This window comes from Serratia sp. LS-1, from assembly GCF_003719595.1.
GTDB classification, from domain to species: Bacteria; Pseudomonadota; Gammaproteobacteria; order Enterobacterales; family Enterobacteriaceae; genus Serratia; species Serratia ureilytica.
Map to the genome: position 1 here is coordinate 3,257,170 of NZ_CP033504.1, position 17,185 is coordinate 3,274,354.

At 60.8% G+C, this 17,185-nt stretch carries 18 protein-coding genes; 3 read left to right on the top strand and 15 right to left on the bottom strand.

Annotation, left to right across the window (positions count from 1 at the left end; genetic code table 11):
* Positions 1-21: 21 nt before the first annotated feature.
* The 11 genes from sseB to trmJ form a co-directional block, all read right to left on the bottom strand.
* The gene (sseB, locus tag EDY99_RS15610; RefSeq protein ID WP_060660349.1) at positions 22-852 is read right to left on the bottom strand and encodes an enhanced serine sensitivity protein SseB; all 831 of its coding nucleotides are present in this window, start codon (positions 850-852) and stop codon (positions 22-24) included.
* 89 nt (positions 853-941) lie between these two features.
* Complete coding sequence (gene pepB / locus EDY99_RS15615) at positions 942-2,237, bottom strand: aminopeptidase PepB (protein ID WP_033635597.1); 1,296 nt, start codon at positions 2,235-2,237, stop codon at positions 942-944.
* A 223-nt stretch (positions 2,238-2,460) separates the two neighbouring features.
* Positions 2,461-2,661, bottom strand: coding sequence for a Fe-S cluster assembly protein IscX (gene iscX / locus EDY99_RS15620; protein WP_006327336.1), 201 nt, complete (start codon positions 2,659-2,661; stop codon positions 2,461-2,463).
* Positions 2,662-2,693: 32 nt separating this feature from the next.
* On the bottom strand, positions 2,694-3,029 hold the full coding sequence (gene fdx / locus EDY99_RS15625; protein ID WP_004941417.1) for an ISC system 2Fe-2S type ferredoxin: 336 nt from the start codon (positions 3,027-3,029) through the stop codon (positions 2,694-2,696).
* Between the two features lie 2 nt (positions 3,030-3,031).
* Positions 3,032-4,882: a Fe-S protein assembly chaperone HscA gene (hscA, locus tag EDY99_RS15630; protein ID WP_123061907.1), complete on the bottom strand. Its 1,851-nt coding sequence runs from the start codon at positions 4,880-4,882 to the stop codon at positions 3,032-3,034.
* Positions 4,883-4,914: 32 nt separating this feature from the next.
* Complete coding sequence (hscB, locus tag EDY99_RS15635; protein ID WP_033644094.1) at positions 4,915-5,436, bottom strand: co-chaperone HscB; 522 nt, start codon at positions 5,434-5,436, stop codon at positions 4,915-4,917.
* Positions 5,437-5,498: 62 nt separating this feature from the next.
* Entirely contained in the window at positions 5,499-5,822 is a 324-nt protein-coding gene (gene iscA, locus EDY99_RS15640; RefSeq protein ID WP_004941410.1) for an iron-sulfur cluster assembly protein IscA, read from the bottom strand.
* 54 nt (positions 5,823-5,876) lie between these two features.
* On the bottom strand, positions 5,877-6,263 hold the full coding sequence (gene iscU, locus EDY99_RS15645; protein ID WP_004941408.1) for a Fe-S cluster assembly scaffold IscU: 387 nt from the start codon (positions 6,261-6,263) through the stop codon (positions 5,877-5,879).
* A gap of 24 nt (positions 6,264-6,287) precedes the next feature.
* Positions 6,288-7,502: a cysteine desulfurase gene (gene iscS, locus EDY99_RS15650; RefSeq protein WP_015378780.1), complete on the bottom strand. Its 1,215-nt coding sequence runs from the start codon at positions 7,500-7,502 to the stop codon at positions 6,288-6,290.
* A 54-nt stretch (positions 7,503-7,556) separates the two neighbouring features.
* Complete coding sequence (gene iscR, locus EDY99_RS15655; protein WP_004941404.1) at positions 7,557-8,051, bottom strand: Fe-S cluster assembly transcriptional regulator IscR; 495 nt, start codon at positions 8,049-8,051, stop codon at positions 7,557-7,559.
* A gap of 193 nt (positions 8,052-8,244) precedes the next feature.
* On the bottom strand, positions 8,245-8,979 hold the full coding sequence (trmJ, locus tag EDY99_RS15660) for a tRNA (cytosine(32)/uridine(32)-2'-O)-methyltransferase TrmJ (protein ID WP_025303916.1): 735 nt from the start codon (positions 8,977-8,979) through the stop codon (positions 8,245-8,247).
* Positions 8,980-9,098: 119 nt separating this feature from the next.
* Between trmJ and suhB the strand changes: the two genes are divergently transcribed.
* Complete coding sequence (gene suhB, locus EDY99_RS15665) at positions 9,099-9,902, top strand: inositol-1-monophosphatase (protein ID WP_033644096.1); 804 nt, start codon at positions 9,099-9,101, stop codon at positions 9,900-9,902.
* 55 nt (positions 9,903-9,957) lie between these two features.
* Here the strand turns inward: suhB and EDY99_RS15670 are convergent, their stop codons facing one another.
* A complete protein-coding gene (locus EDY99_RS15670) occupies positions 9,958-10,980 on the bottom strand; it encodes a nickel/cobalt transporter (RefSeq protein WP_123061908.1) in 1,023 nt (340 codons plus the stop codon).
* Positions 10,971-11,606 carry a DUF1007 family protein gene (locus EDY99_RS15675; protein WP_123061909.1) on the bottom strand — a complete coding sequence of 212 codons (636 nt, stop codon included), beginning with the start codon at positions 11,604-11,606 and terminating at the stop codon, positions 10,971-10,973. Before EDY99_RS15675 ends, EDY99_RS15670 begins: the two co-directional genes overlap by 10 nt.
* Before the next feature lie 181 nt (positions 11,607-11,787).
* On the opposite strand from EDY99_RS15675, the gene csiE reads away from it, so the two are divergent.
* Positions 11,788-13,053 (top strand): stationary phase inducible protein CsiE, encoded by a 1,266-nt coding sequence (csiE, locus tag EDY99_RS15680; protein ID WP_046687658.1) that lies wholly within the window; start codon positions 11,788-11,790, stop codon positions 13,051-13,053.
* On the opposite strand, the gene EDY99_RS15685 is transcribed toward csiE, so the two are convergent.
* On the bottom strand, positions 13,054-14,199 hold the full coding sequence (locus tag EDY99_RS15685) for a 3-phenylpropionate MFS transporter (RefSeq protein WP_033644100.1): 1,146 nt from the start codon (positions 14,197-14,199) through the stop codon (positions 13,054-13,056). It abuts the gene before it with no gap.
* Between the two features lie 156 nt (positions 14,200-14,355).
* Entirely contained in the window at positions 14,356-15,609 is a 1,254-nt protein-coding gene (gene glyA / locus EDY99_RS15690) for a serine hydroxymethyltransferase (RefSeq protein WP_025303922.1), read from the bottom strand.
* A 357-nt stretch (positions 15,610-15,966) separates the two neighbouring features.
* Between glyA and hmpA the strand changes: the two genes are divergently transcribed.
* Positions 15,967-17,157 (top strand): NO-inducible flavohemoprotein, encoded by a 1,191-nt coding sequence (hmpA, locus tag EDY99_RS15700; protein ID WP_123061910.1) that lies wholly within the window; start codon positions 15,967-15,969, stop codon positions 17,155-17,157.
* Positions 17,158-17,185 lie beyond the last annotated feature (28 nt).

Sequence of the window (17,185 nt, forward strand, 5' to 3'; positions counted from 1 at the left end):
CATTTCCGACCACGCGCCGCGTTACTGGGTTTTGTCGGTGGACGGGATCAAATTGCGCAGCCAGCTGCCCCAGCGGCGCTGATAAAACGGCTGCGTATGGGCGATCAGGTAGTGGCTGATGCCGCGCTCTTTCTCCGACACCAGGCAGAAATCGACCGGTTCGTCATTCGGCGCCGTTTCGCTGGCGACGCTGCCGGCCTCGTTGATCAACGCCTCGATCTCCGCCGGTTCTGCATCCACTTCCAGCCCGATCAGCAGATTCGGCTTCTCGTCCGCCGCCTGATCGTGCATCAGCGCCAGAAACGCGCGGCGCACCGGTTTGCGCTGGCTGAACAGCGTGGTCAGCGCATCCACCATCGCCGACGGGTACTCTTCGGGCTGCCCCAACAGGATTTGGGTTTCTTTGTCGACGTAATGCTCCACCGGTTTGACGACGCCGCCGGTCGCCAACAGCATCGCCACCTCTTCCGGGTAGAACTCTTTGCCGTACTCCGCCTTCGGGTTGAGGAACAGATCCGCGCCCTGGGTGATTTCGAACAACACCCGCGCCGGCATGGCGATGAACGGCTGTTCGTCCTCAACGGCCTTCTGCAACGCGTCCAGCGAGGTGAAGAACGGAATGATGCTGCCGCCGTCCTGCTTTTCCCAATGCTGGATATTGACCGGCGTATCCGCGTTCAGCGTGATGTCGCCGTCCTGCTGCACCTGCTCGCTGTCGCCGAGGATCAGCACCGTGGCGTCGAGCAGTTCACGGAAGAACGCCGGACGGTGGGCCGGCTCCGTCACCGCCAGCTTCAGCAGGCGTTCAAGCTCGTTCTCGCTCGGGGCGGCATCGTGATGATGGGAACTCATGGCAAACTCCAGGGATCAAATAGCGAGGCCCAGCATGCTGGGCCCCGAAGATAATGCGCATTCTAGCGCCCGACGCGGCGGGCGTTCAATTATTTGGCTTTGCTCAGCAAGAGATTGGCCAGGGTGCGCACGCCCAGCCCGGTCGCGCCGGCCGACCACTGCTCCACCGCGCCTTTGCGGTAGGTGGCGGAACAGTCGATGTGCAACCAGCCTTGCTGGTAGTTCTTAACGAAATGCGACAGGAAGGCCGCCGCGGTGCTGGCGCCGGCGGTGTAGGCCGGGCCGGCCACGTTGTTCAGCTCGGCGAAGTTGGACGGCAGCTGGCTGCGGTGGAACTCGGCCAACGGCAGACGCCAGAACGGCTCTTGCTCGGCGGCGGCGCTGCTCAGCAGCTCCTGCGCCAGCGCATCGTCGAAGCTGAACAGGGCGTGGTAGTCGTTGCCCACCGCGGTTTTGGCCGCGCCGGTCAGGGTGGCGCAGTCGATAATCAGTTGCGGATTCTGCTCAGAAGCGTCGATCAGGCCGTCGGCCAGCACCAGGCGCCCTTCCGCATCGGTGTTCATCACCTCAACGGTTTTGCCGTTGCGGTAGCGAATGATGTCACCCAGTTTGAAGGCGTTGCCGCTGACCATGTTGTCGGCGCAGCACAGGTACAGCTTCACGCGCTGCTTCAGGCCGCGCGCCGCCGCCAGCGCCAGGGCGCCGGTGATGGTGGCCGCACCGCCCATGTCAGCCTTCATCGAATCCATAAAGGCGCTCTGTTTCAGGCTATAACCGCCGGTATCGAAGGTGATGCCCTTGCCGACCAGGCAAGCGAACACCGGCGCGTCCGGGTTACCGGTCGGGTTGAAGTCCAGCGCCAGCAGCACCGGCGGGCGCTCGGAGCCGCGGCCGACGGTGTGGATGCCGGCATAGTTCTGCTCGCGCAGATCTTCGCCCTTGGTGATGCGGTAGCTGACGGCATCGCAGCCGACGTCGCACATCAGATCGACGGCGCGGGTCGCCAATTGCTCCGGCCCCAGCTCTTCCGCCGGCATGTTGATGGTATCACGCACCCAGTCGACGATCTTCAGGCGCTTATCCAGCTCCTGACGCGCGGCTTCCGGCAGTTCGGCCCATTCGACGTTGCGCTGCCCTTTCGGCCCGCGATAGCCTTGCCAGAACGCCCAGCTGTTTTCCAAATCCCAACCGTCGCCGGCCAGCTTGACGTTTTTGATGCCCTGGCCGTCAATTTTGCGGCCCGCGCGCTGGATCGCGCCCAGCTTGTCGGCGCCGGTCAGGTGGATGGTCATCCCTTCGCCGTTGGTGCTCAGCAGCGCTTTCTCGCCCCAGCGGGCGTCGGCAGGTTGTTGCGACAGCGTGACCTGCATGAATTCTGTTGTCATAGCCTTCTTACTCCGGATGTTCCCTTTATTATTTCATTAGGGCTTTATTGCATACCCTATGGATTTCAAATTGCAGCTAGGCGCCCAGCGATCTCATCCCCAGGAGCTTACTCAGGTAAGTGACTGGGGTGTGATCGTGCAGGTAACAACGCTGCGGTTTGAAAGACGACGGGTATGTCGGATACAAAATAAACGGGCCGCCCATGGCAGCCCGTTACGCTATTTACTCCGCTTCATCTAACCAGACCAGCAGGATCGCTTCCAGTATTTTTTCGTTGGAAGCCTGCGGATCGTCGTCGAACTCTTCGAGATCGCAGATCCACTGATGCATGTCGGTAAAACGCACGGTTTTCGGATCGGTGTCCGGGTATTGGTCGTACAGGGCTTCGCCGATTTCACGGCTGTCGGTCCACTTCAGTCCCATTATGATCTCCGGGTTGGCGCTGCGGCTAACAATTAATGCTCACGCGCGTGGTTGACGGTGTAGCGCGGCATTTCGACCACCAGATCTTCGTCGGCGACCAGCGCCTGGCAGCTCAGACGGCTTTCCGGCTCCAGCCCCCACGCTTTGTCCAGCATGTCATCTTCCAGCTCGCTGCTCTCTTCCAGCGAATCGAAGCCTTCACGCACGATGCAGTGGCAGGTGGTGCAGGCGCAGGATTTCTCGCAGGCATGCTCGATTTCAATGCCGTTGCGCAGCGCAACGTTGAGGATCGACTCCCCTTTTTCGGCTTCCAGAACCGCCCCTTCCGGGCACAGATCTTGATGGGGCAGGAAAACAATTTTAGGCATGGTTAAACCTCATCCACAGAATGGCCAGCCAGCGCGCGGCGAATGGAAGCGTCCATGCGGCGCGCGGCAAAATCTTGCGTTTGTGCATCTAATGTTTTGATGGCGTCTTCGATAGCGGCGGGATCTTCACCCTGCGCCGCCTGCTGCAACGCCTGGGTCGCGGCGGCGATCGCCTGGCTTTCCGCCTCGCTCAGCAGCGCGGCGTCGGTGGCCAGCGCGCCCTGCAGGCTTTCCAGCACCCGCGCGGCTTCCACGCGTTGCTCCGCCAGCTTGCGCGCGCCCACGTCGCTTTGCGCGTTGGCCATCGAATCCTTGATCATGCCGGCGATTTCGCTGTCCGACAGGCCGTACGACGGCTTGACCTGGATCGAGGCTTCCACGCCGGTGGATTTCTCCATCGCGGTAACGCTCAGCAGACCATCGGCATCCACCTGGAAGGTGACGCGAATGTGCGCGCCCCCGGCAGGCAATGGCGGCAGGCCGCGCAGCGTGAAGCGCGCCAGCGAACGGCAATCCTGCACCAGCTCGCGCTCGCCCTGCAGCACGTGGATCATCATCGCGCTCTGGCCATCTTTAAAGGTGGTGAACTCCTGCGCGCGCGCCACCGGAATGGTGGTGTTGCGCGGGATCACTTTCTCCACCAGGCCGCCCATGGTTTCCAGGCCCAGCGACAGAGGGATCACGTCCAGCAGCAGCATGTCGCTGTCCGGCTTGTTGCCCACCAGGATGTCGGCCTGGATCGCGGCGCCGATGGCGACCACTTTATCCGGATCGATCGACGTCAGCGGCGTGCGGCCGAAGAAGGCCCCCACCTGCTCACGCACCAGCGGCACGCGGGTGGAACCGCCGACCATCACCGCTTCCAGCACCTCGTCGGCGGCGACGCCGGCGTCTTTCAGCGCGCGGCGGCAAGCCATCAGCGTGCGTTTCACCAGCGGAGCGATCAGCGCTTCGAACTGGGCGCGGGTCACCTCGCCCTGCCAACCGGCGACCTCAACGCGCACGCTGTCGGCATCGCTCAACGCGATTTTGGCGGCGATGGCGGCATCCAGCAGTTGGCGCTGCACGCCGTGGTCGCTGCGATCGACCACGCCGGCCTGCTCGCGCAGCCAGTCGGCCAACAGGTGATCGAAGTCGTCGCCGCCCAGCGCGGAATCGCCGCCGGTGGCCAGCACTTCGAACACGCCGCGGCTGAGGCGCAGAATGGAGATATCAAAGGTGCCGCCGCCCAGATCGTAAACCGCGATCACCCCTTCCTGGCCGGAATCCAGCCCATAGGCGATCGCGGCCGCAGTGGGTTCGTTCAACAGACGCAGAACGTGCAGGCCGGCCAGACGCGCCGCGTCTTTGGTGCCCTGGCGCTGCGCGTCGTCGAAGTAAGCGGGAACGGTGATCACCACGCCGTCCAGCTCGCCTTCCAGCGCCGCTTGCGCGCGCGCGGACAGGGCTCGCAGGATGTCGGCGGAGACGCCGACCGGGTTAACCGCGCCGGCGGCGGTGACGATCAGCGGCAGGCCGTTGTCGCTGGCTTGGAATTGGTACGGCAGGTTCGGGTAACGTTGCTGCACGTCCGCCAACGAGCGGCCCATCATGCGTTTGATGGAGCTGACGGTATTGGCCGGATCCTGCGCCGCCTGTTGGCGCGCCTCCCAGCCGACGCGCTGCGCGTCCGCCTGATAATGCACTACCGAAGGCAGCAAATGGCGACCCTGTTCGTCGGCCAGCGTTTCCGCTTGCCCGCTGCGCACCGTGGCGACCAGCGAGTTGGTGGTGCCCAAGTCGATGCCGGCGGCCAGACGTCGCTGGTGCGGCGCGGCGCTGAGGCCAGGCTCACTAATTTGTAATAAGGCCATGTTGAAGCTTCCACAATCAGAATCAGAAGGTGTTACTCAAAACCCAGCAGTTTTTCTTCGAGTTGTTCAACCTGTTGCTGGAGTTTGTCCAAGAAGCGCAGCTTGCGCACGGTGTCGGCGGCGTCCGCCCACTGTTCACTGTCCAACTGCTGCAGCATCAGCGCGCTGCGCTGTTTGACCGAGGCGGCCAGCCGCGCGCCGAAATCGGCCAGCAGGCTTTCCGCCTCCGGCTTGCGCTCAATGGCGTCGAGCTCTTCGCGCAGTTCCAGCTGTTCCATCAGGAACGCGGTGTCGCGCATCGTATGCTGTTCGTTGCCCAGATCGAAGCCGTGCAACGATAGCATATACTCCGCGCGTTTTAACGGGTGCTTCAGCGCCTGGTAGGCTTCGTTGATGGTCGCCGCCTGCTGCAACGCCATCAGGCGTTCGCGCTCCGGCTGGTTGGCGAAACGATCGGGGTGGAATTGGCGCTGCAGATCCTGGAAGCGGGACGCAAGCAGGCTGCCGTCCACGGTGTAGCGAACTGGCAGCCCGAATAAAGTAAAGTAATCCATAGCGTGCTCTGGGCGTTAGCGGATGAAGTTCCCCCGCCGAAACGGGGGAGCACGATGGACTGTCAGACGTTGAAACTCTCGCCGCAGCCGCACTCGCTTGAGACGTTCGGGTTGTTGAACTTGAAGCCTTCGTTCAGGCCTTCCTTAACGAAATCAAGCTCGGTGCCGTCAAGGTAGACCAGGCTCTTGCCGTCGATGATCACCTTGATGCCTTTGTCTTCAAATACGATGTCGTCATCGTTGGCTTCGTCAACAAATTCCAGCACGTACGCCATCCCGGAGCAGCCGGAAGTTCGCACTCCCAGACGCAGGCCGAGACCCTTGCCGCGGTTCGTCAAAAACGCCTGAACACGCTGCGCAGCGCTGTCGCTCATGGTAATAGACATCACAACCTCACACTTCACATCAAAGCCCGGCGCGGCCGGGCCGACTCAGACAAATTACTTGGCGCTATGCTTGCTCTTATAGTCGGCAATCGCTGCTTTGATGGCGTCTTCAGCCAGGATCGAGCAGTGAATTTTGACCGGCGGCAATTCCAGCTCTTCGGCGATCTGGGTGTTTTTGATCGCTTCAGCCTGATCGAGCGACTTGCCTTTCATCCATTCGGTCACCAGCGAGCTGGAGGCGATGGCGGAACCGCAGCCGTAAGTTTTAAAGCGCGCGTCTTCGATGATGCCTTCATCGTTAACCTTGATTTGCAGCTTCATCACGTCGCCGCAAGCCGGCGCCCCTACCATGCCGCTGCCGACGGTAGGATCTTCGTTGTCGAAAGAACCCACGTTGCGCGGGTTTTCATAATGATCGATTACTTTTTCGCTGTAAGCCATAACCTTGCTCCTGAAACCTGAGAATTAATGATGCGCCCATTCGATGCTGTTGATGTCCACGCCCTGCTTGAACATCTCCCACAGCGGGGACAGATCGCGCAGACGGCCGATGGATTTACGCACCAGTTGAATGGTGTAGTCGATCTCTTCTTCCGTGGTGAAACGCCCCAGGGAGAAACGGATCGAGCTGTGCGCCAATTCATCGCTCATGCCCAGCGCGCGCAGCACGTAGGACGGCTCGAGGCTGGCGGAGGTACAGGCTGAACCGGAAGAAACGGCCAGGTCTTTCAGCGCCATGATCAGCGACTCGCCTTCAACATAGTTGAAGCTGACGTTCAGGATGTTCGGTGCGCCGTGCTCCAGATCGCCGTTCAGATACACTTCTTCCATATCTTTCACGCCGTTCCACAGACGATCGCGCAGGGTGCGCAGACGCGCCATCTCTTCGGTCATCTCTTCTTTGGCGATGCGATAAGCTTCGCCCATGCCGACGATCTGGTGGACAGGCAGGGTGCCGGAACGCATGCCGCGCTCGTGACCGCCGCCGTGCACCTGCGCTTCGATGCGGATGCGCGGCTTGCGACGCACATACAGCGCGCCGATGCCTTTCGGACCATAGATTTTGTGGCCGGAGAACGACATCAGGTCGACTTTCAGCTTGCTCAGATCGATAGGCAGTTTGCCCACGCTCTGGGTGGCGTCAACGTGGTAGATGATACCGCGCGCACGGCACATTTCGCCGATCGCTTCGATATCCTGCACCACGCCGATTTCGTTGTTGACGTGCATGATGGAGACCAGGATGGTGTCATCGCGCATCGCCGCTTCGAGATCCTGCAGGCTGATGATGCCGTTGCTCTGCGGCGCCAGGTAGGTGACTTCAAACCCTTCGCGCTCCAGCTGACGGCAAGTGTCGAGCACGGCTTTGTGTTCGGTTTTGCTGGTGATGATGTGCTTGCCTTTTTTCTGGTAGAAATTGGCAGCGCCTTTTATCGCCAGGTTGTCGGATTCGGTCGCCCCGGAGGTGAAGACGATTTCGCGCGGATCGGCGCCCACCAGTTCGGCGATTTGGTTACGGGCGATGTCTACCGCCTCTTCCGCCTGCCAACCGAAACGGTGGGAACGGGAAGCCGGGTTGCCGAAAGTGCCGTCCAGGGTCAAAAACTGCATCATCTTCTCAGCAACGCGCGGGTCAACCGGCGTCGTTGCTGAGTAATCCAGATAAATCGGTAATTTCATTGCTCTTGTGCTCCGTACATCACTTCCAAAAACTAAAATAATTTCGCCAGCTGCTTATGCGCGCAGATTAACGTTGATAGTTTCTTGCGGACGACCGTTGGCCGTGCGGCGCGTATCGTTGTTTTGACGATCCGCCACCACCAGCACTTCCTGGTTGTTGACCAGTTCAGCCAGCGTAATGTTGTTCAGGAACCCGCTGATGCGCTCGCTCAGATCGCGCCACAGGGCGTGGGTCAAGCAGCGATCGCCGCCCTGACAGCCTTCTTTGCCCTGGCAACGGGTTGCATCTACCGATTCATCGACGGCAGTGATGACAGCGCCAACGGCGATCTCACCCGCGTCTTTACCCAGCAGATAACCACCGCCCGGACCGCGCACGCTGGCCACCAGGCCATTCTTGCGCAGACGGGAGAATAATTGTTCCAGATAAGAGAGCGAAATACCCTGGCGTTCGGAAATGTCCGCCAGTGGCACCGGCCCTTCCTGGGAATGCAGCGCTACGTCGAGCATAGCGGTTACGGCATAACGGCCTTTGGATGTCAGTCTCATAGCTCAATGGTTACCTGTTGGTCAAATATGGCCGAAAGTCTGACATTCCTGAGTAAAACAGTCAACTATTTAACCTAGTAATTGACTCAAGTATTAGCACGTTTTGAACTTAGCAAGAACAAAGGTATATAAAATACATGTTATAACCTTTGGATAACTAATACTATTGTCGCCCACCGTTATGCCACATCAATTAATTACCTTGATGTTTATCCTGTTTCTCGATCGAGGTCAGCATGCCGCGCAGGATATTCAGCTCCTGCCCTTCCGGGCGTGCGCGGGTGAACAGCCGACGCAGGCGGCTCATCACCTGGCCCGGATGGGACGGGCGAATGAAGCCGGTACGCTGCAACGTCTGCTCAAGGTGCTGATAGAAACGCTCAAGGTCGTCCACCAGCGGATACGGCGTCTCTTCCAGCTGCGGCGCGCCCGCCTGTTGGCGATCGAGGTAAGCCACGCGCACTTCGTACGCCAGGATCTGCACCGCCATCGCCAGGTTCAGCGAGCTGTAGTCCGGGTTGGCCGGAATGGCGACGTGGTAGTGGCACTTCTGCAATTCATCGTTGGTCAGCCCGACGCGTTCACGGCCGAACACCAGCGCCACCGGCGCGTGCTCGCCCTCGTGCACCGCGCGCACGCCGCATTCGCGCGGCTCCAGCATCGGCCACGGCAGGGTGCGAGAGCGCGCGCTGGTGCCCACCACCAGGCTACAGCCGGCGATGGCGTCATCGAGGGTATCGACGATGGTGGCGTTGCCGATCACGTCGCTGGCGCCGGCGGCCAGGGCGATGGCCTGAGAATCGGGTTTGATCAGCGGATTAACCAGATAAAGGTTGGTTAACCCCATGGTTTTCATGGCTCTGGCGGTCGAGCCCATGTTGCCGGTATGTGAAGTCTCTACCAGAACAATGCGGATATTGTGCAGCATACAAACTCTGAGCGTGGCGGAAAATCGCAGCATCTTAACACAGCCGTAGGCAATTTGCCGAACAGCTGCTATACTTCGCGCCGTTTCCTGTTCTTTAACATCCTAGTTGGAAGATACCCATGCATCCGATGCTGACTATCGCCGTGCGCGCTGCGCGCAAGGCCGGTAACCTGATTGCCAAAAACTACGAAACCCCGGACGCTGTAGAAGCGAGCCAGAAAGGGACCAATGACTTCGTCACCAACGTCGATCGCGATGCAGAGCATCTGATCATCGACGTCATCCGCAAGTCTTATCCGCAACACAGTATCGTGAGCGAAGAACGCGGTGAGCTGATCGGCGAAGATCGCGATGTGCAATGGGTGATCGATCCACTGGATGGCACTGCAAACTTCATCAAACGTTTCCCTCATTTCTCCGTTTCCATCGCCGTACGCATCAAAGGCCGCACTGAAGTGGCCGTGGTTTACGATCCGATGCGCAACGAACTGTTCACCGCCACGCGCGGTCAGGGCGCCCAGCTCAACGGTTACCGTCTGCGCGGCACCAACGCCAAAGATCTGGATGGCACCATCCTGGCGACCGGCTTCCCGTTCAAAGTCAAACAGCACGCCACGCCTTACATCAACATCGTCGGCAAGCTGTTCACCCAGTGCGCGGACTTCCGCCGCACCGGTTCCGCTGCGCTGGATCTGGCCTATGTGGCCGCCGGCCGCGTAGACGGTTTCTTCGAAATCGGCCTGAAGCCGTGGGACTTCGCCGCGGGCGAACTGCTGGTGCGTGAATCCGGCGGCCTGGTCACCGACTTCGTCGGCGGCCATAACCACTTCAGCTCCGGCAACGTGGTAGCAGGCAACCCGCGCGTCGTGAAAGCCATGCTGGCCACCATGCGCGAAGAACTGAGCGAAGCGCTGAAGCGTTAATCGCCAGAAGCGAATCGAAAAAAGCGCTGCCGATGCAGCGCTTTTTTTATGCCCGTTAGCGGGAGAAGGGGCGGATGCCGCCGCCGAATTCCGGCTGCGCGCTGACGTACAGCAACAGCCCGGCGGCCAACAGGATCAGGCCCCCGGCCAGCGCCAACGATCCCCAGGCCACCGCGCTCCAGGCGGCGGGCGCACGCGAGCGGCTAAGGCGCACCGCCAGCCGTCGGCTGTAATGCACCAGCAGCGCCAGCATGGAGATGGTCAACGACGTGCCGAACGCCATCGCCAGCGCGGAGATCACTCCCCAGCCGAACACGCCGATCACCTTAGAGAACAGCAGCACCAAAATCGCCCCCGAACAGGGACGCATGCCCATCGCCAGCACGATGGCGGTCTGGGTGCGCCAATCGCTTCCCGCCTGCAGCTCGCTGTCGCTCGGCAGATGCCGGTGGCCGCAGCCGCAATCGGCGCTGTGCACATGCTCCGCCGCCAGCGGCGTCAGGCTGTTAATGCGCAGCGCCGGCGCCGGGCGCATCGCCTTGATCGCCGCAAACAGACGTTTCAGCGCGCGCCAACTCAGCAACACGCCAAGCAACATCACCAAAATAAAGCTGCCCTTCTCCAGCCAGAAGCTGCTTTGGTGAAGCTGGCGCGAAGAGAGCTGCAATACCACCAGCATCAGCGTAACCAGCGCGATCGCCACCCCGCCCTGCACCAGCGAAGCGGCGAAGGTCAGCTTCAGGCTGCTTTTCAGCCGCGCCGGGTGAGTGGCCAGATAGGTGGCGATCACCACTTTGCCGTGGCCGGGGCCGAGCGCATGCAAAACGCCATAGCCGAGGCTGAACAGCGTCAGCGCCAACCCTGCCTGCTGCGGCGCGGCCTTCACCTGCTGCAACAACCCCGCCATCTGCTGGTGCAGCGCTTTTTGCCATATCACGCTCTGCATCAGCAGCTGCGGCCAATAGTGCCACGCCAGCAGCGCGGCGGCCGCCAGCGCCAGCGTGAACGGCAGCAGCGGCCACAGGCCGAAAGCCCAGTGGCGCCGGTTTATCGTCGGTTGCGAGAGATTCAGCGACATTGCAGCGTCACCCGCTGGGCGAACTGCTGCCCCAGCGCCAGGTCTTCACCGGGCGAGTCGTTCTTGTCGAGCGACAGCGCATAGGCCTGCAGCGACGCATTCGGCTTCGGCGTCATCAGCTTGTAGCTGCACTGCTGCGCCATCTCCGGCGGCAAATGCAGCGCATTTTGGTCTTTATAGGTCATATCCACGAAATAAGTCGGATCGTAAGTAGAAAGCTCGAACGGCTTGCCCGCCAGCGGCTGCGGCTCGGCCAACGGCAGCACGAACTCCAGTACCGCCTGGTTGCCCTGGCGCGACAGGTGATATTCGCTGGGCAAGTTCAGGTATTTCACCGGCTTGCCGTCGCGGTAAAGGTCGGTGAAATAGTGCTGCCCCAGCACGTTGGCCATCACTTCCGCCGCCAGCTTTTTCCACACTTCCGAATCGCTCTTGGCGTTTTTCGCATCGTAGAGCAGATCCGCCGAGGTGATTTCATCCATCACCCACACCATTTTCAGGCCGACCAACCGCTGATCCTTGGCGACGAAGGTGGTGTTCATATCGATAAAGCTGTGCGGATGCGCGATCGCACCGGCGCTGAACAAGGCGCCAAAGGCAGCCAAAAGTCGACGTAACTTCATCATTATCCTGCTTTACCTATATTTGTTATAACGTAACACAAATAAATGTCGAACGGCCCGCCTCTGCCGGCGATATTTGTGACGAAAGTTGTAAGCCGAAGTAAAAGCCGCGCGTTAACCCTGCCGGCACAAAGCCTTTTGCTATGCTTAGGCATAATCGCAACCTTTTATGCCGGAAGGTGATATGAGCCTGGACACCTCTCCCGTGCCTGAGCTCTCCGGACAACAACGGCGCTGCCATCTGCTGCTGATGCTGTACACGCCGGAGCCCGAGTTACAGCTGGAGACCCTCAGCCGAATCAATGGCGTCGCCCCCCCGATAACCCGGCAAGATATAGCCGAGGTGGCCAGTGAAATCCAGCGTTTCCACCATCTGGAGATCGCCGTCGATCCCGACCATGGCTACCGATTGAGGGGCAGCGCGCTCAACCAACGCCTGTGCCTGCTCCATTGGCTAAGGCGCACCCTGCGCTGCAGCCCGCGGTTCGTCGAAGACGATTTCGCCCCGCGCCTGCGGCAAGCGCTGGCGGCCGATGCCGAGTTGACATCGCTGTTGGCCCAGGCGCTCGACGCCTGCGAGCCGCTGCTCAATCGTCACTTTGACGCGCGCGACCGCCAATTCCTGCAGCATTATCTGCTCTACTGCGCCTGGCAAAACCGCCTGCAGCAACACCCGCGTTTCGACGCCGTTCAGCGCGACTGGCTGCGGCAAAAACTGGAGCAGCAAGCCGCCGCCTGGCTGCATCAGACCTGCAACCGGCTGTTTAACCAGCCGCCGCACGCGGACGAGCGCGATTTCCTGGCGCTGACCTTCACCCTGTTGAAAAGCCACAGCTACCACAGCAACGACTCGGCGCATGAGCAGCGGTTGATGACGGCGATCGACAGCATGGTCGAGCGGTTCCAGCAGCTGTCCGGCATGGCTTTCAGCAGCAAGGCGGAGCTGGTCAGCCAGCTGTTCGCCCATCTGGCGCCGGCGCTGGAGCGCTGCCGTTTCGCCATCGGCATCGACAATATGCTGCTGGAAGAAGTGGTGCGCAAATACCCGCGGCTGATGCGCACCACGCAGGAAGCGTTGAAACCGCTGGAGCAGGAGTACGGCGTGCATTTTTCCAACGAGGAGGCGGGCCTGGTGGCCATCAGCTTCGGCGCCTGGCTGATGCAGGACAACGCGCTGCAGGAAAAACAGGTGCTGCTGCTGACGCTGGATAACCCGCAGTTGGAAGAGGAAGTGGAATATCAGATCCGCGAGCTCACGCTGCTGCCGCTGAACATCAAGTATCTGCCGCTGAGCGACTATCTGTGCGGCGGAGCGCCGCAGGGCGTCACGCTGGTGATCACCCCCTACGCGGCGGTGCACAGCGCTCCGCACCCGCCGCTGATCTATACCGAACTGCCGCTGGAAAACCGCCAGCGCCAGGCCATCCGCGCGCTGCTGGAAGCCCCTTAATCACCGGCTGACGCTGACCGCCGGCGGCCGGATGAACAAGGCCGGCACCGCGACCGCCGCCATCACCCAGAACACCCCGCCCTGCCAATGTTCGAACAGGAACCCGGCAATGACCGTCATGACGGCGATACCGCCGCCCATCGCCAGCGCCGAATACACCGCCTGCAGTTGGATCACCTCTTGCCCCTGGCGCGCGGCGATAAAGCGCATCGCCGCCAGATGGCACACGGTGAAGGTGCCGCAGTGCAGGATCTGGATCAGCAGCAGCCAACCCAGCTCGGTGCTGTACGCCATCAGGCTCCAGCGCAACACGCCGCAACAGGCGGAAAGCAGCAGCAGGTTGCGCGCATTCCAGCGGCGGAACAGCACGTTGCTGCTGGCGAAAATAATCACTTCCGCCACCACGCCCAGCGACCACAGATAACCGATGGTCGAGGCCGAATAGCCCGCCTCCTGCCAGTAAATGGAGCCGAAGCTGTAGTAGCCGGCGTGCGCGCCCTGCAGCAGCGTGACGCACAGCAGGAAGCGCCAGACCGGCCCTTCTTTCAACAGCGCCCACAGCGAACCCTCGGCCCCGCCGTGCGTGCGCGCTTCGCCCTGCGGCATCACGCTCGGCTTCAGCAGCATGCCCAGCAGCATCGCCAGCACGCTGAGGATCAGGCTGTAGAGAATGGCGTTATGGCCCCACACCGCCACCAGTTGCCCGGTCAGCGCCGAGCCGATGACGAACGCCAGCGAGCCCCACAGCCGCACCCGGCCATAGTCCATGCGGATCTGCTTTTGCCAGGTGGCGGCCAGCGCGTCGGTCAGCGGCACCAGCGGCGAGAAGAACAGGTTGAACCCCGCTATCACCAGCATCAGCCAGCCCCAGCCGTTGCCGAAGCAGAAGCCAACCGCGAAAGCCAGGGTCAGCAGCGCCAGCAGGCGCAGCGCGGAAACCAGATGAGAGGGATCTTTAACGCGGGGAGCAATCAGTAAACTGCCGAGGAAGCGGGCCACCAAACCGGCGCCGAGCAATATGCCGATGGTTTCGGGCGCGATGCCCTCGCCTTTCAGCCACACGCCCCAGAACGGTAAGAAAATGCCGTAGGAAAAAAAGTAGGTGAAATAACTGAGCGCGAGCCAACGCGTGGATTGCAGAACCATGATCCCTCCGGAGTGAGGGCAATACTTTGACAGAGCTCACACCGCCCCGCAATCTTCATTCCACGTCAATGCGTTAGAGTGCCAGACAGCTCACAGTTTGCCGCGAGCGGCCACAAAAAAACCCGCCGCAGCGGGTTTTTTCAGGCAAAAGCGGGATTATGCGTAAACCGGCAGGCGGGCGCAGATATCCAGCACTTTCTTCTTGGTGCGTTCGATGGTGGCTTCATCGTTGATGTTGTCCAGCACATCACAGATCCAACCGGCCAGTTCGCGCACGTCGGCTTCTTTGAAGCCGCGGCGGGTCACGGCCGGGGTGCCGATACGCACGCCGGAGGTGACGAACGGGCTCTTCGGATCGTTCGGCACGCTGTTTTTGTTGACGGTGATGTTGGCACGGCCCAGGGCAGCGTCCGCTTCTTTACCGGTCAGGTTTTTGTCGACCAGATCCAGCAGGAACAGGTGGTTATGGGTGCCGCCGGAGACCACTTTGTAGCCGCGCTGCAGGAACACGTCCACCATCGCCTTGGCGTTGACCGCCACTTGCTGCTGGTAAACCTTGAACTCAGGCTCCATCGCTTCTTTCAGCGCCACCGCCTTGCCGGCGATCACGTGCATCAGCGGGCCGCCCTGGCCGCCAGGGAACACGGCGGAGTTCAGCTTTTTGTACAGCTCTTCGTCGCCGCCCTTCGCCAGGATCAGGCCGCCGCGCGGGCCCGCCAGGGTTTTGTGGGTGGTGGTGGTGACGATGTGCGCGTGCGGTACCGGGTTCGGGTACACGCCGGCGGCGATCAGGCCGGCCACGTGCGCCATGTCGACGAACAGATAAGCGCCGATGCTGTCGGCGATTTCGCGCATTTTGGCCCAGTCAACCACGCCAGAGTAAGCGGAGAAGCCGCCGATGATCATTTTCGGCTTGTGGGTTTGCGCCTGTTTGGCCAGATCGTCATAGTCGATTTGACCTTTGTCGTCGATGCCGTAAGGCACCACGTTATACAGTTTGCCGGACAGGTTAACCGGGGAACCGTGGGTCAGGTGGCCGCCGTGCGCCAGGTTCATGCCCAGAATGGTGTCACCCGGCTGCAGCAGCGCGGTGTAAACGGCGAAGTTAGCCTGGGAGCCGGAGTGCGGCTGCACGTTGGCGTAATCGGCGCCGAACAATTCTTTGGCGCGGTCGATAGCCAGCTGCTCAACGATATCCACGTATTCGCAGCCGCCGTAGTAACGCTTGCCCGGATAGCCTTCAGCGTATTTGTTGGTCAGCTGGGAACCCTGAGCCTGCATCACGCGCGGGCTGGTGTAGTTCTCAGACGCGATCAGCTCGATGTGCTCTTCCTGACGCACCACTTCCTGCTCCATGGCACGCCACAGTTCCGCATCGTAATCGGCAATGTTCATTTCACGCTTTAACATCCGGCATCTCCTGACTTAAATCAGCTAACTAAAAAATCACCAAATAACTACCCGTTTGGGTTCTGGGCCACAGTGTAAACCGTTTCGCCCCACCGAAGATAGGTCTTGACAGAGGTTTTTACGCAAACGATTGGCATAAGGCAGCGCAAGGCTTTGATCCGCTAAACGCCGCCGTTTATCAACGGACATTTCCTCATGCGAACGATGCGCTTTTTTCATGTTCTGTGAGCGCGATCGACGCCCGAAGAACACCGCAACGAAAACAAGGGTATTTACAAGCGGCGTGGAACCCAATAAGATGCATTTAAAATACATCATTACAATTATCGTCAAGATCCCAACCCAAGGAGCGCTTCCATGCTGGATAGCCAAACCATCGCCACCGTGAAATCCACCATTCCCCTGCTGGCTGCGACCGGGCCGAAGCTGACCGCCCACTTTTACGATCGCATGTTCGCGCACAACCCGGAATTGAAAGATATTTTCAACATGAGCAACCAGCGCAACGGCGATCAGCGTCAGGCGCTGTTCGACGCCATCTGCGCCTATGCCGCCAACATCGAGAACCTGGCGGCGCTGCTGCCGGCGGTGGAGCGCATCGCGCAGAAGCACACCAGCTTCAATATCCAGCCGGAGCAGTACAACATCGTCGGCGGTCACCTGCTGGCGACCCTGGACGAAATGTTCAGCCCGGGCCAGGAAGTCCTGGACGCCTGGGGCAAGGCCTACGGCGTGCTGGCCAACGTATTTATCCAGCGTGAAGAGCAGATTTATCAGCAGAGCGAAACCGACAACGGCGGCTGGCGCGATCTGCGCGCATTCCGCATCCTGAAGAAACAGCCGCAGAGCGACGTGATCTGCAGCTTCGTGCTGGCACCGGTGGACGGCGGCCGGGTGGCGGACTTCAAACCGGGGCAATACCTGGCGGTCTACATCAAGCACGACAGCCTGGAGCATCAGGAAATTCGCCAGTACTCGCTGACCACCTCGCCAAACGGCGAGTTCTACCGCATCGCGGTGAAGCGCGAAGATCAGGGGAAAGTGTCCAACTACCTGCACCAGCAGGCGCAGGAAGGCGACGTGATCGACATCGCCCCGCCGCACGGCGACTTCTTCCTCGATGTGGCGCCGACCACGCCGGTGGCGCTGATCTCCGCCGGCGTCGGCCAAACCCCGATGCTCGGCATGCTCAACAGCCTGCACGACAATCAACACCAGGCGCAGGTCCACTGGCTGCACGCGGCGGAAAACGGCAGCGTGCATGCCTTTGCCGAGGAAGTGGCGGATATTGCCGGGCGCATGCCGAATCTTAGCCGCCATGTGTGGTACCGCGAGCCGGGCGCCGATGACGTGGAAGGCCGCGACTACCACAGCCGCGGATTGATGGATTTGAGCGCGCTGCGCGGCAGCCTGGCCGATCCGCAAATGCACTATTACTTCTGCGGCCCGGTGGCCTTCATGCAGTTCGTGGGCAAACAGCTGCTGGAGATGGGCGTAGAGGCCGAACGCATCCACTACGAATGCTTCGGCCCGCATAAGGTGCTGTAATGCTTGCGGAGCGCGGCCGTCAGACCGC

What these genes read in the sequence shown, in the direction of transcription:
- suhB (WP_033644096.1), top strand. Translation starts at nt 9,099, where the DNA reads ATGCATCCGATGCTGACTATCGCCGTGCGCGCTGCGCGCAAGGCCGGT.
- sseB (WP_060660349.1), bottom strand. Translation starts at nt 852, where the DNA reads ATGAGTTCCCATCATCACGATGCCGCCCCGAGCGAGAACGAGCTTGAA.
- EDY99_RS15675 (WP_123061909.1), bottom strand. Translation starts at nt 11,606, where the DNA reads ATGATGAAGTTACGTCGACTTTTGGCTGCCTTTGGCGCCTTGTTCAGC.
- hscB (WP_033644094.1), bottom strand. Translation starts at nt 5,436, where the DNA reads ATGGATTACTTTACTTTATTCGGGCTGCCAGTTCGCTACACCGTGGAC.
- iscX (WP_006327336.1), bottom strand. Translation starts at nt 2,661, where the DNA reads ATGGGACTGAAGTGGACCGACAGCCGTGAAATCGGCGAAGCCCTGTAC.
- csiE (WP_046687658.1), top strand. Translation starts at nt 11,788, where the DNA reads ATGAGCCTGGACACCTCTCCCGTGCCTGAGCTCTCCGGACAACAACGG.
- hscA (WP_123061907.1), bottom strand. Translation starts at nt 4,882, where the DNA reads ATGGCCTTATTACAAATTAGTGAGCCTGGCCTCAGCGCCGCGCCGCAC.
- EDY99_RS15670 (WP_123061908.1), bottom strand. Translation starts at nt 10,980, where the DNA reads ATGTCGCTGAATCTCTCGCAACCGACGATAAACCGGCGCCACTGGGCT.
- hmpA (WP_123061910.1), top strand. Translation starts at nt 15,967, where the DNA reads ATGCTGGATAGCCAAACCATCGCCACCGTGAAATCCACCATTCCCCTG.
- iscA (WP_004941410.1), bottom strand. Translation starts at nt 5,822, where the DNA reads ATGTCTATTACCATGAGCGACAGCGCTGCGCAGCGTGTTCAGGCGTTT.
- trmJ (WP_025303916.1), bottom strand. Translation starts at nt 8,979, where the DNA reads ATGCTGCACAATATCCGCATTGTTCTGGTAGAGACTTCACATACCGGC.
- glyA (WP_025303922.1), bottom strand. Translation starts at nt 15,609, where the DNA reads ATGTTAAAGCGTGAAATGAACATTGCCGATTACGATGCGGAACTGTGG.
- iscU (WP_004941408.1), bottom strand. Translation starts at nt 6,263, where the DNA reads ATGGCTTACAGCGAAAAAGTAATCGATCATTATGAAAACCCGCGCAAC.
- fdx (WP_004941417.1), bottom strand. Translation starts at nt 3,029, where the DNA reads ATGCCTAAAATTGTTTTCCTGCCCCATCAAGATCTGTGCCCGGAAGGG.
- EDY99_RS15685 (WP_033644100.1), bottom strand. Translation starts at nt 14,199, where the DNA reads ATGGTTCTGCAATCCACGCGTTGGCTCGCGCTCAGTTATTTCACCTAC.
- iscR (WP_004941404.1), bottom strand. Translation starts at nt 8,051, where the DNA reads ATGAGACTGACATCCAAAGGCCGTTATGCCGTAACCGCTATGCTCGAC.
- iscS (WP_015378780.1), bottom strand. Translation starts at nt 7,502, where the DNA reads ATGAAATTACCGATTTATCTGGATTACTCAGCAACGACGCCGGTTGAC.
- pepB (WP_033635597.1), bottom strand. Translation starts at nt 2,237, where the DNA reads ATGACAACAGAATTCATGCAGGTCACGCTGTCGCAACAACCTGCCGAC.